The organism is Bradyrhizobium sp. UFLA01-814, from assembly GCF_046718885.1.
GTDB lineage: Bacteria > Pseudomonadota > Alphaproteobacteria > Rhizobiales > Xanthobacteraceae > Bradyrhizobium > Bradyrhizobium elkanii.
Genome location: NZ_JAQOSR010000101.1, coordinates 1 through 15,384 on the forward strand (window position 1 = coordinate 1; position 15,384 = coordinate 15,384).

General features: G+C 65.3%; 16 protein-coding genes. 10 read left to right on the forward strand and 6 right to left on the reverse strand.

Annotation, left to right across the window (positions count from 1 at the left end; translation table 11 throughout):
* The 3 genes from PMN64_RS26905 to PMN64_RS26915 form a co-directional block, all read right to left on the reverse strand.
* On the reverse strand, positions 1–1,159 hold a 1,159-nt coding region (locus PMN64_RS26905; RefSeq protein WP_411782817.1), incomplete at its 3' end, for an efflux RND transporter periplasmic adaptor subunit.
* Between the two features lie 113 nt (positions 1,160–1,272).
* Complete coding sequence (locus PMN64_RS26910) at positions 1,273–1,629, reverse strand: hypothetical protein (protein ID WP_155258361.1); 357 nt, start codon at positions 1,627–1,629, stop codon at positions 1,273–1,275.
* Between the two features lie 92 nt (positions 1,630–1,721).
* Complete coding sequence (locus PMN64_RS26915; protein ID WP_411782818.1) at positions 1,722–1,949, reverse strand: hypothetical protein; 228 nt, start codon at positions 1,947–1,949, stop codon at positions 1,722–1,724.
* Between the two features lie 94 nt (positions 1,950–2,043).
* Between PMN64_RS26915 and PMN64_RS26920 the strand changes: the two genes are divergently transcribed.
* The 4 genes from PMN64_RS26920 to PMN64_RS26935 all read left to right on the forward strand — a co-directional run bounded on the left by PMN64_RS26920 (position 2,044) and on the right by PMN64_RS26935 (position 6,299).
* The gene (locus PMN64_RS26920) at positions 2,044–2,538 is read left to right on the forward strand and encodes an ArsI/CadI family heavy metal resistance metalloenzyme (protein WP_411782819.1); all 495 of its coding nucleotides are present in this window, start codon (positions 2,044–2,046) and stop codon (positions 2,536–2,538) included.
* Positions 2,539–2,663: 125 nt separating this feature from the next.
* On the forward strand, positions 2,664–5,366 hold the full coding sequence (locus PMN64_RS26925) for an EAL domain-containing protein (RefSeq protein WP_411782820.1): 2,703 nt from the start codon (positions 2,664–2,666) through the stop codon (positions 5,364–5,366).
* A gap of 81 nt (positions 5,367–5,447) precedes the next feature.
* Positions 5,448–5,897 carry a PPC domain-containing DNA-binding protein gene (locus PMN64_RS26930; protein WP_411782821.1) on the forward strand — a complete coding sequence of 150 codons (450 nt, stop codon included), beginning with the start codon at positions 5,448–5,450 and terminating at the stop codon, positions 5,895–5,897.
* A 105-nt stretch (positions 5,898–6,002) separates the two neighbouring features.
* A complete protein-coding gene (locus PMN64_RS26935) occupies positions 6,003–6,299 on the forward strand; it encodes a septal ring lytic transglycosylase RlpA family protein (RefSeq protein WP_411782822.1) in 297 nt (98 codons plus the stop codon).
* 19 nt (positions 6,300–6,318) lie between these two features.
* Here PMN64_RS26935 and PMN64_RS26940 read toward each other — a convergent pair whose 3' ends face one another.
* Both PMN64_RS26940 and PMN64_RS26945 read right to left on the reverse strand, forming a co-directional pair.
* Positions 6,319–8,787 carry a PAS domain S-box protein gene (locus tag PMN64_RS26940; RefSeq protein ID WP_411782823.1) on the reverse strand — a complete coding sequence of 823 codons (2,469 nt, stop codon included), beginning with the start codon at positions 8,785–8,787 and terminating at the stop codon, positions 6,319–6,321.
* A gap of 174 nt (positions 8,788–8,961) precedes the next feature.
* Positions 8,962–9,741 carry a thermonuclease family protein gene (locus tag PMN64_RS26945; protein WP_411782824.1) on the reverse strand — a complete coding sequence of 260 codons (780 nt, stop codon included), beginning with the start codon at positions 9,739–9,741 and terminating at the stop codon, positions 8,962–8,964.
* Between the two features lie 86 nt (positions 9,742–9,827).
* Here PMN64_RS26945 and PMN64_RS26950 point away from each other — a divergent pair, with 86 nt between their 5' ends.
* The 5 genes from PMN64_RS26950 to PMN64_RS26970 all read left to right on the forward strand — a co-directional run bounded on the left by PMN64_RS26950 (position 9,828) and on the right by PMN64_RS26970 (position 13,765).
* Positions 9,828–9,959, forward strand: coding sequence for a hypothetical protein (locus PMN64_RS26950; RefSeq protein WP_259242716.1), 132 nt, complete (start codon positions 9,828–9,830; stop codon positions 9,957–9,959).
* A 123-nt stretch (positions 9,960–10,082) separates the two neighbouring features.
* Entirely contained in the window at positions 10,083–10,289 is a 207-nt protein-coding gene (locus PMN64_RS26955; protein WP_016840474.1) for a hypothetical protein, read from the forward strand.
* Between the two features lie 191 nt (positions 10,290–10,480).
* Positions 10,481–12,496, forward strand: coding sequence for an acetyl/propionyl/methylcrotonyl-CoA carboxylase subunit alpha (locus PMN64_RS26960; protein WP_028339211.1), 2,016 nt, complete (start codon positions 10,481–10,483; stop codon positions 12,494–12,496).
* A 106-nt stretch (positions 12,497–12,602) separates the two neighbouring features.
* Positions 12,603–13,469 (forward strand): oxaloacetate decarboxylase, encoded by an 867-nt coding sequence (locus PMN64_RS26965; RefSeq protein ID WP_028339210.1) that lies wholly within the window; start codon positions 12,603–12,605, stop codon positions 13,467–13,469.
* Positions 13,466–13,765, forward strand: coding sequence for an acylphosphatase (locus PMN64_RS26970; RefSeq protein WP_028339209.1), 300 nt, complete (start codon positions 13,466–13,468; stop codon positions 13,763–13,765). The genes PMN64_RS26965 and PMN64_RS26970 overlap by 4 nt, the downstream gene beginning before the upstream one ends.
* A gap of 9 nt (positions 13,766–13,774) precedes the next feature.
* Here PMN64_RS26970 and PMN64_RS26975 read toward each other — a convergent pair whose 3' ends face one another.
* Positions 13,775–14,587, reverse strand: coding sequence for a class I SAM-dependent methyltransferase (locus tag PMN64_RS26975; RefSeq protein ID WP_028339208.1), 813 nt, complete (start codon positions 14,585–14,587; stop codon positions 13,775–13,777).
* A gap of 233 nt (positions 14,588–14,820) precedes the next feature.
* Here PMN64_RS26975 and PMN64_RS26980 point away from each other — a divergent pair, with 233 nt between their 5' ends.
* Positions 14,821–15,378 carry a GbsR/MarR family transcriptional regulator gene (locus tag PMN64_RS26980; protein ID WP_028339207.1) on the forward strand — a complete coding sequence of 186 codons (558 nt, stop codon included), beginning with the start codon at positions 14,821–14,823 and terminating at the stop codon, positions 15,376–15,378.
* The last annotated feature ends 6 nt before the right edge of the window (positions 15,379–15,384 follow it).

The following is a 15,384-nucleotide window of genomic DNA, read 5'->3' on the forward strand; positions in this document are numbered from 1 at the left end:
GCACCGCGATGGTCTCGCCGGCTGACAGGCCGGCAACGATCTCGATATCGTCGTCGTCCTCGCGGCCGGTCCGCACCGATCTCGCCTCGAAGCCGTCGGCATCGCGCACGAACAAGGTTGGCGTTCCCTTGATGGTTTGAAGCGCCTTCTTCGAGACGATCACGGTCGACGGCGCACCCGACAGCGGGACCTCCGCGGTGACGAAGGTGCCCGGCTTCCAGCGGTGGTCCTTGTTGGGCATGGTCGCGATCACACGCGCGTTGCGGGTCTCGCGGTCGAGCAGGGGGCTGACGAAGATCACGCCGGCATTGGCTTCATCCTCGGTGCCGATGGCGCGGATTTTCACCGAAACGCCTTCGCGAACCGCGCCGATGTCTTCGGGGGAGACCGCGAGGTCGACCCAGATGTCATCGAGATTGACGATGACATAGAGCTCGCTCTCCTGGCCCTCGCGCCCGATCAATCCGCCGAGGTCGACACGCCGTTCGGACACCCGGCCGCTGATCGGCGCGCGCAAGAACTGCGTCCGCAGGCTTTCCGGGGGCTGGTTCGGCAGATCGGCAATCTCGCTCTCCGAGAGGCCCAGCGCAAACAGCTTCTGCCGGGCGCCGTCGAGCTTGATCTGGGCATCATTCGCGGTCAGCCGCGTCCGCAGGAACTCGTTCTCCGACACGATGCGGGTCTCGACCAGCGTCTTCTGCCGCGCGTAGAGAGTCTGCTGCAGATCGTTGGTGAGCCGCGCGGCGAGGTATTCGCTCTTGGCGTCGGCCACCTCGCGGCTTTCGATCGCGGCGACGATCTCGCCCTTCTCGACGACATCGCCGAGGCGCTTGCGCAGTTCCGTGACCGTCGCAAGCACGCGCACCGAGACCCGGCCGATGTGATCCGCATCGGGGATCAGCGATCCCGGCGCGAGGAAATGCCGCTTCAGCATGCCGCCGCTGGCTTGCGCGAACGTGATGCCGGCTTCGCGAACCTGGTCTTCGCTCAGCTCGATATGTCCGGGGGCCTCGTACCGGGCCTCGGTCTTTGTGTCTGTGGTCGCAGTCTCCTGCGTCGCAGCCGAGAACCTGACCGGCCAGCCGATCCATCCGGCCGCCACAACGACCAGTGCAATGCCGGCGGCCATGCCGGCGAAAAATAGAACAACCCGTTTCATATGCGCCTCTCCACAGCGCAGGCCTATGGCCCTGCGCTGTCGCGACATCGATCTGTGCGGAAGCGTGCGCGCCGCCGAATGGCAGCAGCGCACGGCCGGTCATGTCGACCGGATCAGGCGCGGGGTGGCTTGAAGGGAGAGAGGCGGTCGGCCGAAGCGGGCAGCTCAGTGCTGCTGTGGCCATAGCTATGCGGCGCATAGGCGATCGGGAACGCGGTCTCCTGCGGAGCCACGGACGCGACGTGCGTCAGGCAATGGTCGCCGTGAGGCGAGGCCGGATGCGCCGGAGCCTTGCCGCCGGCGCTGGCGTCGTTGATCGACTGTGCGATCGAGAAGCCGGCAGCCGCGTCGGCATCGCCGTCGGAGGTCCAGCCGTGGAAGAACGACAGCACCAGCGCGAGCGAAATCAGTCCCGCAAGCAGGCTGCGCCAGCGGCGCGATCCCGTTGCGTGAGGAGAAGACTGAATCATGGTGCGCGAAGCGTCCATGGGGCCTACTTAGCGCCGTGCCCGCGCGCATTCAAGTTCGGGTCCGCGACAGATTGGCCGTGGATACTATAACGTTACGCGCGGTTTGCGGTTCGGCGCATCAACCATCGGCGCGCCGCGACGACCGCCCAGATCGCTTCGACGAGGCCGAACGGCCAGGCGCCCTGCAGGAAACCGTAGGCCGAGCCGAGCGCGCAGGAGACAGCGAAGGCCAGGATGAACCAGGGGCTGCGATCTTCGGCCGCATAGCAGACGAGCATCATGGTCACGGCGAATAACCCGAACAGCGTCAGCGCATCCATTCCGCAGCAGAACTCCTGTTGTAACGCTGTTGATATCTGAGCATGCTTGGGATGGAATATCCAGCCAGCGTCGCCGCCCTAAAGGGACTGCACCATGAAGCGCATGCATGTTCACGTCGCCGTCAAGGACATCCCGCAATCGGTCGGCTTCTACTCGGCGCTGTTCGGGGCCGAGCCGACGGTCGTGAAATCCGATTATGCCAAATGGATGCTCGACGATCCCCGCGTCAACTTCGCGATCTCGACCCGCGGCCGCGAACCGGGCCTCGACCATCTCGGCATTCAGGTCGAGAGCGCGGAGGAGCTCGGCGAAGTGTATGGACGGCTGCGCAAGGCCGGCGGCGAGGTCATCGAGCAGGGCCAGACGGTGTGCTGCTATGCCAAGTCCGAGAAGTCGTGGATCGACGATCCCGCGGGGATCGCCTGGGAGACGTTCCATACGACCGGTGAGAGCATCGTCTATGGCGACGGCACCGGCGAGCGGACCGCGCGTGTCGCGCACGAGAAGCAGGAAGACAAACAGAGCGCGTGTTGCGCCCCACAGCCCCAGGCCGCGCCGCCTGGGGCATCGGCTTGCTGCAGCTCGTGAGCATGGAGCGGCCGGGGGGGCCGGTTGCGCGCGAGTCCACGCTGGCCTTAACCGTCCGATAACTGATTTTCCTAACCACCCCTTGGGTTGTGTTCCCGTACAAGGGCATCCACAGGGGCAGGAAAATGTCGGTTGTCTCAACGAGCAGCGTGCCGGAATACCGGCGGCTGTCGATCAAAGGTGTGTTGCGCGCCAGCAGGATGGGCGCCATCCAGTGGCTCGTCCTGAGTGCCGCGCTGCTGGTGCTCGCCATCACGCTTGGCACCGGCTATCTCGCGCTGCAGTTTCGCGAGCGCGCGCTGGAGATGTCCGAGCGCGAGCTCAACAACACCGCGCTGCTGCTGTCGCGGCATTTCGACCAGCAGCTTACCGACCTCCAGCATGTCCACGACGACATCGTGAATTATCTGCGGGCCGAGCAGGTCGAGACCGCCGATCAGTTCGAAAAGAACATGTCGCTCTTGAGCGCGCACGAGATGCTGCGCACGCGGCTGGCGGCGCTGCCGCATGTCGGCGGGCTCAATCTGTTCAACGCCAAGGGATGGCTGATCAACTCATCCGAGATGTGGCCGGTGCCCGATATCAGCGTCGCGGACCGGCGCTATTTCCAGGAGTTCACCTCGGGACGCCCGACCTCGCCTGTGATCGTCGAGCCCGCAATGAGCAAGGTGAGCGGCAACTGGACCACGATCTTTGCGCGCAAGATCACCGGGCGCAACGGCGAGATCATCGGCTTCGCCAGCCGCGGCGTCGAGCCGAGCCATTTCGAGGATTTCGTCGCCTCGCTGGCGCTGAGCGGCGACACCGTGATTTCGATGATCCACCGCGACGGCACCATCATCGCACGCTATCCGCAGGATGCCGCCGTGATCGGCCGTAACATCATCAACCTGCCGGTGTTCCAAAAGGTCATCAGCTTTGGCGGCAACACGTCGGGACGGTTCGTTGGCGCTTCGGGCGAGGAGAACGTCGGCGCGGTCAGATCGCTGTCGCATTTTCCAATCCTGATCCTCGCTACCACGAAAACATCGAGCGCGCTGGAGGACTGGCGCGCCCAGACCAAACTGCAATTCTGCGCAGCCGTGTTGGCGGTCCTGATCATCAGCTTCGCGGTCTTCCTGATCGTGCGCCAGCTGCAGCGGCAGCATGATGCGGCAAGCCGCCGGCTGTCCGAGAAGAGCCAGCACCTCGACACCGCGATCAACACCATGACGCAGGGGCTGCTGCTGTTCGACGCCTCGGCGCGGCTCGTGATCTGCAACCAGCAATATATCGACATGTTCGGCCTTTCGGCTGATGTCGCGAGGCCGGGCTGCCATCTGCGCGACCTGATCCTGCATCGCCAGGCGATCGGCTCGTTTGTCGGCGACGTCGACGAGTACTGCGCCCGCTTCACCAACCCGAGGGGCGATGAGGTCCGGGACTCCGTGATCATGACGCCTGACGGTCGCAGCATCCGCCTGATCTACAAGCGTGCGCCCGACGGCGGCTGGGCCACCACGCTCGAGGACGTCACCGATGGGCGGCGTGCGCAGGCGCGGATCGAGTATCTCGCGCATTACGATGCGCTGACCAATCTGCCGAACCGGACGCTGTTCCAGCGCCACGCGGAAGGGCTGCTGCTCGAGGCCGCCACGCGCGAGTTCGCCATCCATTACATCGATATCGACGAGTTCAAGCGGATCAACGACACGCTGGGCCATCTGATCGGCGATGAGTTTCTGCGGCGCGTGGCCGAGAAATTGCGCCAGTCGGTCGGGTCGAACGACTTCATCGCTCGGCTCGGCGGCGACGAGTTCGCGATCGTCCAGCACGACATCACCTCGGACGACGACGTCGGCGACCTGGTCGCACGCGTCTATCAGTCGCTGCGCACGCCGTTCGACTGCCTCGGCCATCATTTGTCGAGCGACGCCAGCATCGGCATTGCGATCGCCCCGCGCCACGGCTCCGACCTGTTCCGCCTGCTCAAATGTGCCGACCTTGCGATGTACGCCGCCAAGGCGGCGGGCCGCAGGACCCATCGCTTCTTCGATCCGGCGATGGAGGCGCAGGCCAATCTGCGCCGCGCGCTGGAGGCCGATTTACGCACCGCGCTGGCCGAGGGTGGCTTCGAGCTGCACTACCAGCCGCTGGTCGACCTGCGCAGCGACGAGGTGACCGGCTGCGAAGCGTTGCTGCGCTGGCGGCACCCCATGCGCGGCATGATCTCGCCGGCGGAATTCATACCGGTTGCCGAGGAGACCGGGCTGATCGAGGAGATCGGGCAGTGGGTGCTGCGCACCGCCTGTATCGAGGCGGCAGCCTGGCCGGCGCATGTGCGCGTCGCGGTCAACGTCTCGCCGATCCAGTTCAAGTCGGAGACGCTGGCGCTGAAGGTTGCGAATGCGCTTGCCGAGAGCGGGCTCGATCCGCGCCGGCTCGAGCTCGAGATCACCGAGGCGGTGCTGATCGCTGACGACGATGCGGCGCTGGTCACGCTCGGCCAGCTCCGCGCGCTCGGTGTCCACATCGCGCTCGACGATTTCGGCACCGGATACTCGTCGCTGCAATACTTGCAGCGCTTCCCGTTCGACAAGATCAAGATCGACCGCAGCTTCGTCAAGGAAGTGACCCGCAACAGCGGCTCGGCCTCGATCATCCGCGCCGTGGTTTCGATCGCAGCCGACCGCAACATGATCACCACCGCCGAGGGCGTCGAGACCGACCAGCAGCGCGACACCGTACAGATGCTCGGCTGCACGCAGATGCAGGGCTATTTGTTCAGCAGGCCGGTTCCTGCGCGGGACCTGCGGACGCTGCTCGCGGCCGATAGCGTCGCCGCCTGAGCGGCTGCCGATCCGGTCCGTCAGGAACAATCGTCGCCGTCCCCGATTGGGAGTGGAAGCTCTTGAGAGGCGAGGCGGTCCATGAAAAGCAAGCTCGTGTCCGATGCGCCCAGCGCGCAGATTCACGTCGTCGTGCTCGATAGCGGCGAGGAAGCGTTCGGCGCGCTGACGAAGTTCGCCAATGACGCGAAGGTGACGGCGGCATCGCTCAGCGCGATCGGCGCGTTCGAGCGGGCAACCGTCGGCTGGTTCGATTTCGCATCCAAGAGCTACCGGAAGATCGAGATCGACGAGCAGTGCGAGGTGCTGTGCGCGCTCGGCGACATCGCGACCGGCGACGACGGCAAGGCCAGCCTGCACATGCATATCGTGCTCGGACTGTCGGACGGATCGACCCGCGGCGGCCATCTGCTTGCTGGCATCGTCCGCCCGACGCTGGAGGTTGTGGTCACGGAAGCCCCCGCCAGGCTTCGCCGGCGGAAGCGGCCCGAGCTCGGCATCGCCCTGATCGATCCCGCCGCGACCGCCTGACGCTTTCCGTCGAAAAGTTCCTAAAAATCGACCTGCCGACGCCGGGGCGCGGAACCGAAGCCGTGGAACCGCGTTCCTTTGCGGGGCTCGACCGGCAGGCGATCGATGAAAACCGAAGCAATGTCCGCGGCCATGCTGCTGTTTGCCTCGTGCATGGCAAACGCAGAGAGTGGCCTTGCGTCCTATTATCGTGGCATCGGCAAGAGTGGCGAGATGACCTGCGCGCATCGCAAGCGGCCATTCGGCAGCATGATCACCGTCTCCTATCTGGGAAAATCGATCCGGTGCCGCGTCAATGACCGCGGCCCGTTCGTTCGTGGGCGGATCATCGATGTTTCGACCACCGCGGCCCGCGCGCTCGGCATCCTTCAGCTCGGCGTCGCGCATGTCGTGATCCAGTAGGGCGCGGCCGGCGGCGGGATCAGGGCTTGGAAGCGGTCGCCCGCTGTTCGGCGATCGCCTTTCGGAGCGTCCGTGACAGCGCCTCGACCGAATATGGTTTCTGGATCAGCTCGAAGCCGCTGTGCGCATTCTCGGCGAGTACGTTGCTGTAGCCGCTGGTCAGCACCACGGGCAGGCCGGGAAAGCGATCGCGGATGATTCCGGCGAGCTCGACGCCGTTCATGCCCGGCATGATCACGTCGGAGAACACCAGGTCGGCGGCGAACTCGTTCTCCGAGAGGATCGAGAGCGCGGCATTGGCATTGGCCGCGCGCTTGACCGAATAGCCGAGATCCTCGAGCAGCTCGGTGGAGAACTGGCCGACATCGTCGTTGTCTTCCACCACGAGGACGCGATAGCCGCGGCCGATCGAAGCCTGCTCGATGCCGGCGCTGGCTGCGACCTTGGCGTCCGCCGGGCGCATCGCGTGCGGCAGATAGATGGTGAAGGTCGCACCGTGCCCGGGCGTAGAGGTGACCTCGATGTCGCCGTCGGATTGCTTGACGAAGCCGAAGGCCTGGCTCAATCCGAGACCCGTTCCCTTGCCGACCTCCTTGGTCGTGAAGAACGGTTCGAAGATCGCGTCGAGATTTTCCGGCGAGATTCCGGTGCCGGTGTCCTGGATCGAGACCGTGACGAAATCGCCGCTGCGCGAGGCCTGGGCGCGCAGGGCAGGGATATTCTTCACCTTCCGGACGCCGATCGTCAGCTGACCTTCGCCGCTCATGGCATCGCGGGCGTTGACCGCGAGATTGAGCAGTGCGGTCTCGAACTGGCCGATGTCGGCGATCGCAAAGCAATCCGGATCCTCGATCCTGACCTCGATGTGAATCCGCGCGCCGACCAGCGGCCGGATCAGCTGCGTCACGCTGTCGACCTGCGTCCCGACATTGAACACTTCCGGATTGAGCGGTTGCCTGCGCGCAAATGCCAATAGTTGCGCGGTGAGCTTGGAGGCCCGCTCCACGGTCTCGGAGATCGCGTCGATATAACGGCGGCGCCGGTCATCCGGCAGCTCGCGGCGGCGCAGGAAGTCGGTCGCGGAGCGAATGATAGTGAGCAGATTGTTGAAATCATGCGCGACGCCGCCGGTGAGCTGGCCCACCGCTTCCATCTTCTGCGATTGCCGCAGGGCCTCCTCGCCGCGGCGCCGTTCGGTGATGTCGACGGCCTCCGGCACGGCGCCGACGATGGTGCCGTGCTGGTCCTGCAGCGGCCGCATCGCGAAATCGAAATAGCGTTCGCCGATCGGCAGGCGCAGCTGCATCTCGATCTTGACTTCCTCGCCGCGCATCACGGTCGCAAAGGCATTCTGGATCACGCGCGGCATGCCCTCGGTCGCGGCGAACCACGGCGTGTCCCAGAACGGCTTGCCGACGACGTCGGCGGCATCGGTACAGATGCCGGCCAGCGCCGTCTGGTTGGTGTAGAGCAGGCCGCCATCGCGGTTGAGCAGCATCTGGTATTGATGGCTGGTTTCCAGGATCGCGCGCGTCTGCGCTTCGCGGGATTCGAGCTGCGCGGTGCGCTCCAGGATGCGTCGCTCCAGCGACTCGTTGAGCTTGCGAAGCTCGATCTCGGCTTCCTTGGCCGCCGTGATATCGTGGGCGACGCCGATGAAGCCGATATGCTTGCCGTTCGGGTCCCAGCGCGGCTGCGATTCCGAGCGCAGCCAGCGCCAATCGCCCGCGGCATTCCGATAGCGGGCCTCGAGCACGAATGGCTTCAGCGACAGCTCGCCGGTGATCTGCTCCTGCAAAATTTGCGGCAGGTCATCCGGATGCAGCGCCTTGCGCCAGTCGAACACAATCGCTTCCTCGAACGGCAGTCCAAGGAAGTCGAGATAGGCCTGGTTGGCAAAGGAGCGGGTGCGGTCGAGCTTGGTCACCCAGATCGGCACCGGCGCGCTGTCGGCGATCAGGCGGAAGCGCTCCTCGCTCTCCCGCAGGGTCTCCTGCGCCAGCATCTGATCGGTGACGTCGAGATCCGCGCCGACCAGCCGCAGCGCACGGCCGCTGCGGTCGCGCTCGATCTTGGCGACGACGCGGATCCAGCGGCTCTCACCGTCGTTCGGGCGGACGATGCGGTATTCGGCCGTGTAGTCTTCGCCGCCGGCCTTGAGCACACCGAACAGGTGCCGGATCGTGCGCTCGCGATCCTCGGGGTGGATGCGCGCGACCCAGTTCTCATAGGTCTCGTTGATCTCGTCGGGCGGCAGCCCATGCACCAGGAGATATTCGGGAGAGCGGCGGTTGCGCACGCCGTCGCGGAAATCGATCTCGAGTCCGCCGACCCGCGCGATGCGCTGGATCCGCGCCAGCTCCGCCTCGCGCTCCTGGAGCTCGCGATGGGCGCGATCGCGTTCGCGCGCGATCTCCTCAAGATGCTGCCGCAGCCGTTCGGCTGCCGCAGCTTCGGGAAGCACATCAGCGGGATCGGATGGGGTCATACGCGCCGGCAACCTCTCGGTGCAGTTTCACACAGGACGCGGCGGCTTTGCCAGCTTGATTTATGGCGATCGTTAGGCTGAGTCATTCCGGGGCGATGCGAAGCGTCGAACCCGGAATCTCGAGATTCCGGGTTCGCTTCGCGCCCCGGAATGACGATGCAATCCACGAGCCCTTCACTTGGCTTTGGGCGGGCGGCAATTATAGGCCCGGCGGAACCCGGCCGCCTGTGCATCCTCCTCGGAGCAGAACCAGCGATCCGGATTGCCGAGGCCCGGGTAACTGCGGCACACCTGCAGGTGGTAGATGCCGACATTGCCGGTGACGCGGGCGCGCACGGCGTACTTGCCCTTGATGTTGCAGCTTGCCGGCATCGGCAGGTCGTCGGGGAAGAGCGCGTTGCGGATCTGCTGGTCGCGGTCGGCGGGGCAGGCGTTGCCGAGCAGGGCGCCGTCCTTCCTGGCCGTACGAAAATCGCGCGGCGCCACGAAGCAGCCCTTCCAGAGCCCGGCACGATTGTCCTTGGCGGTGGCTTCATCCGGCTTGAATCGGCCAGTGGCCGAGTTTTCGACATTGAGAGCATAGCCTTTCTGGACCAGCACCTGGCTGAGGCTGGTCGGGTCGCCCTCGATCTTGCAGACGCCGAGGCGGCGTTTCCTGAAGGTCGGATCGACGCCGATATCGTCGCAGTGAATCTGCTTGCCGCCGATCAGCCTGCTCAGCTGGTCGCGCGCCTCGATCCCGCAGGTCCAGACGTCGGCGTGCTCGTCGATGCGGAGCTGATCGACCGCCGGCGCGTCGATGCCGTCGAGCCGATAGGTTGTGCTGCCGAGCTGAACGGTGCCGGCGTCCTTGATGATCGCTGACGCCGCCGGGCCGGCGGTCGCGGGCAGGCCAGGGATTGCAGACAGGCAAGTCAGGAGAAGCGTCGTGGCGACCGGATTTCGAAACCGCATTTTCTCAACTTCAGATCTTTGGCGGGCAGCCGAACTTCTAGCACAAGCCGGTACGATCCAACCAAGGACCGTTCGCGAATGGGGACGTGCGCACCGTCACGTCCCGATCGGCATTCCGCGACGTAGAACGGCCGGACATTGCCATCGAAGGGATGCGCATAGCCGAGTTCATCATCAACGTCCTCGCTGAAATCGTCACCGACATCTGGACTCTGTAATGCCTCGCACGCTGGCGGCGGAAGAGAAAGGCGGCCCAGAAGAACCGCGTCCGATCAAAGATCCGATTGACTTGATGAGAACAAAATAGGAACATGATGCGCCAACTGAATCCCGGATACCCCATGATGTCTGCACGGCCCGAATCTGACGACGATGACGGGCTGGAAGCCGCTGTCGATCAGGCCATTTCCGCCTGCGGCGGCAATCTGCGCGCCACCATCCGGGCGCTGATCGTGGCCAATGAATTCCTGGAGAACGAGGTCAGCGAACTGATGAAAGCCGTCGCGAAGGCGCATTCGCGTGGCCGCTTCAAGACCTATTCGGGCTGAAATACCCCTCAGGCTACCGCCGAGGATTTGGCCGAGGATTTGGCCAAGCATCGGGCAAGGCGTGCATTAGACCGTTGCCTCCGGGGCAATTTGCTGTACCACGGAGTGGTTACGCCCAATCGCCCGTGCCAGATTGCGCGGGGAGGAATCCTGCCAAAGCCCAAGTCCTAAGAAGCCCAAGCAAGAAGAGCATGTTCAAGAAAATCCTGATCGCCAACCGCGGCGAGATCGCCTGCCGGGTCATCAAGACTGCGCGCCGTATGGGGATTGAGACGGTCGCCGTCTATTCCGAGGCCGACCGCGATGCGCTGCATGTCGAGATGGCCGATGAGGCCGTGTTGATCGGACCGCCGGCCGCGGCCGAGAGCTATCTTCTGATCGACAAGATCGTCGAGGCCTGCCGCAAGACCGGCGCGCAGGCGGTGCATCCCGGCTACGGCTTCCTGTCCGAGCGCGAGGCGTTTCCGCGCGCGCTGGAAGCCGCCGGCATCGTCTTCATCGGCCCGAACCCCGGCGCCATCGCCGCGATGGGCGACAAGATCGAATCCAAGAAGGCCGCTGCGAAGGCCAAGGTCTCGACCGTGCCGGGTCATCTCGGCGTCATCGAGGACGACAAGCACGCCGTCCAGATCGCCGACGAGATCGGCTATCCCGTGATGATCAAGGCCTCCGCCGGCGGCGGCGGCAAGGGCATGCGCATCGCGCATTCGAAGGCGGAGGTCGCCGAAGGCTTCAACCTCGCCAAGGCCGAGGCGAAGTCGTCGTTCGGCGACGACCGCGTCTTCATCGAGAAGTTCATCGTCGATCCCCGGCACATCGAGATCCAGGTGCTCGGCGACAAGCATGGCAACGTGATCTATCTCGGCGAGCGCGAGTGCTCGATCCAGCGCCGCAACCAGAAGGTCATCGAGGAGGCGCCGTCGCCGCTGCTTGACGAGACCACCCGCCGCAAGATGGGCGAGCAGGCGGTCGCGCTGGCCAAGGCGGTGAACTACGATTCGGCCGGCACCGTGGAATTCGTCGCCGGCCAGGACAAGAGCTTCTACTTCCTGGAGATGAACACCCGCCTGCAGGTCGAGCATCCCGTCACCGAGCTGATCACCGGTATCGATCTCGTCGAGCAGATGATCCGCGTCGCGGCCGGCGAGAAGCTCGCGATCGCGCAGAAGGACGTGACGCTGACCGGCTGGGCGGTGGAATCCCGCGTCTATGCCGAGGATCCGTTCCGCAACTTCCTGCCGTCGATCGGCCGCCTGGTGAAATACCGTCCGCCGGCCGAGGCCAGCCATGACGGCATCACGATCCGCAACGACACCGGCGTGCAGGAGGGCGGCGAGATTTCGATCCATTACGATCCGATGATCGCCAAGCTCGTCACCCACGCCCCGTCGCGCGCCGCGGCGATCGAGGCGCAGGCGACCGCGCTCGACGCCTTCTATGTCGACGGCATCCGGCACAACATTCCGTTCCTGTCGGCCTTGATGAACCATCCGCGCTGGCGCGAGGGCCGGCTGTCGACCGGCTTCATCGCGGAAGAGTTCCCCAAGGGGTTTTCGGCGCGCGCGCCCGAGGGCGAGATCGCGCGGCGGCTGGCCGCGGTCGGTGCCGCCATCGACCACGTGCTGGGCGAGCGCAAGCGGCAGATCTCCGGCCAGATGGGCGGCCGCGTGGTGCTGCGCGAGCGCCGCCGCGCGGTGTGGCTCGACCGCGCCGAGATTGCGCTCGACGTCGCGCGCGAGGATGACGCGATTGCAGTGCGCTTCATCGGCGCCGACGGGCTGCCCGGCAATCCGCACAATCTGGTGTCGGGCTGGGTGCCGGGCGAGCCGGTCTGGCAGGGCACCGTCGACGGCAATTTTGTCGCCGTGCAGGTGCGGGCGATCAACAACGGCTTCCGCCTCGCGCATCAGGGCTTTGAGGTCCCGGTCTATGTCTTCACCGAGACCGAGGCGACCTCGGCCCGGCTGATGCCGGTGGTCTCGGCCGCCGACACCGGCAAGAAGTTGCTGTGCCCGATGCCCGGTCTCGTGGTGTCGATCGCGGTGACCGAGGGGCAGGAGGTCAAGGCCGGCGAGACCCTGGCGGTGGTCGAAGCCATGAAGATGCAGAACGTGCTGCGCGCCGAGCGTGACGGCACGGTCAAGAAGATCCACGCCGCCGCCGGCGCTACGCTTGCGGTCGACGCGCTGATCCTGGAGTTCGCTTAGCACCGTCATTGCGAGCGCCAGCGAAGCAATCCATCTAGCCTCATATGATGAGAGATGGATTGCTTCGTCGCTTCGCTCCTCGCAATGACGTGGATGGAGACACATCATGGCCTTCCGCAAACGCCGCGAAGCACTGCGATCGATTCTCAACGGATCAACCTGCATCCGCCCGGGCTCGGTCTATGATGCGACCTCGATCCGGATTGCTGACGATCTCGGCTTCGAGCTCGGCATGTTCGGCGGCTCGGTGGCCTCGCTCGCCGTGCTCGGCGATCCCGATATTGCGCTGATCACGCTGACCGAATTCGCCGAGCAGATACGCCGCATGTCGCGTGCGTCGACGCTGCCGGTGCTCGTCGATGCCGACCACGGTTACGGCAACGCGCTCAATGTCCGTCGCACGGTTCAGGAGGTGGAGGCCGCCGGCGCGGCCGGCCTTACCATCGAGGACACGCTGCTGCCGCAAGCGTTCGGCGAGGCCAAGACCCAGCTGATCTCGCTGGAAGAGGGGGTCGGCAAGATGAAGGCCGCGCTTGACGGCCGCAGCGATCCATCGCTCGTCATCCTGGGCCGGACCGGTGCCGTCTCGATCACTGATCTCGACGATGCGATCGCTCGCGCCAGGGCCTATGAGGCGGTCGGCGTCGATGGCTTGTTCTTCACCGGCATCAAATCGCGCGGCGAGTTGGAGGCGCTCTCGGCCGCGACGACGCTGCCGATCGTGCTCGGCGGCGCGCCGGAGGAGATGACCGCGCTCGACTATCTGGCAAGCCGGCGCGTCAGGATCGCGCTGCAGGGCCACGCGCCATTCGCGGCCGCGACCCTGGCCGTCTACGAGACGCTGAAGGCGCTGCGCGAAGGCACCTCGCCGAAGAACCTGAAGGGCATCGCTTCGTCCGAACTGACCGGTCGCGTCATGCGCGAGGCGGAGACCAAGGCGCGCAGCGGCGAGTTCCTCGGTCTGAAGAAATGAGCGGCGTGATCCGCCACGTCACCATTAGCGGTCACGTCCAGGGCGTCGGATATCGCGCCTGGGTCGACGAGCAGGCAAACGCACGCGGCCTCGAAGGTTGGGTCCGCAATCGCCGCGACGGCAGCGTCGAGGCGGTGTTTGCCGGCCCCGACGACGGCGTCACTGACATGATTGCGGCATGCAACCGCGGTCCGTTCTCGGCGCGCGTCGCTGCCGTGCACGCCGCATCAGGCAACTCCGATCTTTTGAACCAGCGCCGGGCAGGGGAGCGGTTCTCGGTCCTGCCGACGGTCTGAAGCGCGTCGTTACGCGACCGCCGAGATCACCAGCGCCTGAATCCGGCCTTCGATCGCGCCGCTGCCGAAGCGGCGCGCGAGCGCCGATGCGGCGTGCTCGGTCGCAGCCTCAAGGCCGATACCGCCGCGCGCCTCGATCTCGCCGCGGAGCGGTGATCCCTGGCAAAAGCCGATCGCAGGATCATGCGGCGCATTCGCCCGGCTTTGCAGCCGGACGTCGTCGATCTCGATCTTGCTGAAGCCCGCGGCTGCAAGGTCGGCCCGGATCGGATCGGCCGCGTAGTGGCCATAAGGCGTGCGCGCCAGGAAGCGCGGCGGATCGGCCGGAAAGACCTCCGCCAATGCCTGGGTCACCACGTCGGCGAACTCGTTGTCTTCGATGCGACCCCATATGCTGAACAGGAAACGGCCGCCCGGCTTCAGCACACGGCGAGCCTCCGAATAACCCTTGGGCTTGTCGGGGAAGAACATCGCGCCGAATTGGCAGGCGACGACGTCGAAGCTCGCATTGTCGAACGGCAGGTTCAGTGCATCGGCCTGCCGCCAGGTGATTGCGGTCCCGCTCGGCATCTGTGACTTCGCTCGTTCGAGCATCGGTTCATTCAGGTCGGTCGCCACGATCCTGGTGTCGCGCCCGAGCGCGGACGACAGCGCGCGGGTGACGGCGCCGGTGCCGGTTGCCGTCTCAAGCAGGTCGCGCGGACCAAGAGCCTTGACGCGTTGCGCCAGATCGCGTGCGTAGGGTTCGAAAATCATCGGCACGAGGAACCGGTCGTAAAGCTCTGGAATGGACCCAACGAACTCCTTGTCGGACGCTGGCATGCGCAATCTCCATTGCGGCCGTGACGCGGGCGACCCGGTGCACGGCCCAAAAATCATCCACCCGGATCAGCTTGGACGAAGAGCTCGGGGCCACAAAGGAAAACTCCTCACCTGTGACGAACGGCATTTGCCGGGGCGTCGGATAGGTCAGGAGACCTGCCATGTCGCCCGCGTCTTCGTAGGGCCGCGCCACCAGCCTTGACTTCTGCTCCGAACGGTCTGATATTTCTGTTATGACAGAAATATCCGCCAAGAAAAAACTTCCTGCCGTCGTCGAGCGCTTCATCCTGCATTGGGGCGACATGGGCGACGAATGGGGCGTCAACCGCTCGGTCAGCCAGATCCACGGGCTGCTCTACCTCGCCGAAGCGCCGATGACGGCGGAGGACATCGCCGACACCCTCGGCATGGCGCGCTCCAACGTCTCCAACTCGATCAAGGAGCTGTTGTCCTGGGGATTGATCCGGCGGGTGCCGATCCTTGGCGACCGCCGCGACCACTTCGAGGCCGAGACCGACATCTGGGAGGTCGCGGCCAAGATCGCGGCGGGACGCAAGGAGCGCGAGATTGATCCCGCGCTCGCAGCGCTGCGCGCCTGCGTCTCCGACGCGGCCGACGATCCGGCGATCAGCCCGCTCGCGAGCAAGCGGCTCAAGGAGATGCTGACATTCACCGAGCTGGTCGACCGCTGGTACACGCAGATGCTGAACGTGCCGCGGCCGCGCCTGGTCGCGCTGATCAAGCTCGGCGAGAAAATCGTGAGTTTCCTGCCCACGGGCAGGGCCAAATAAAGGCGG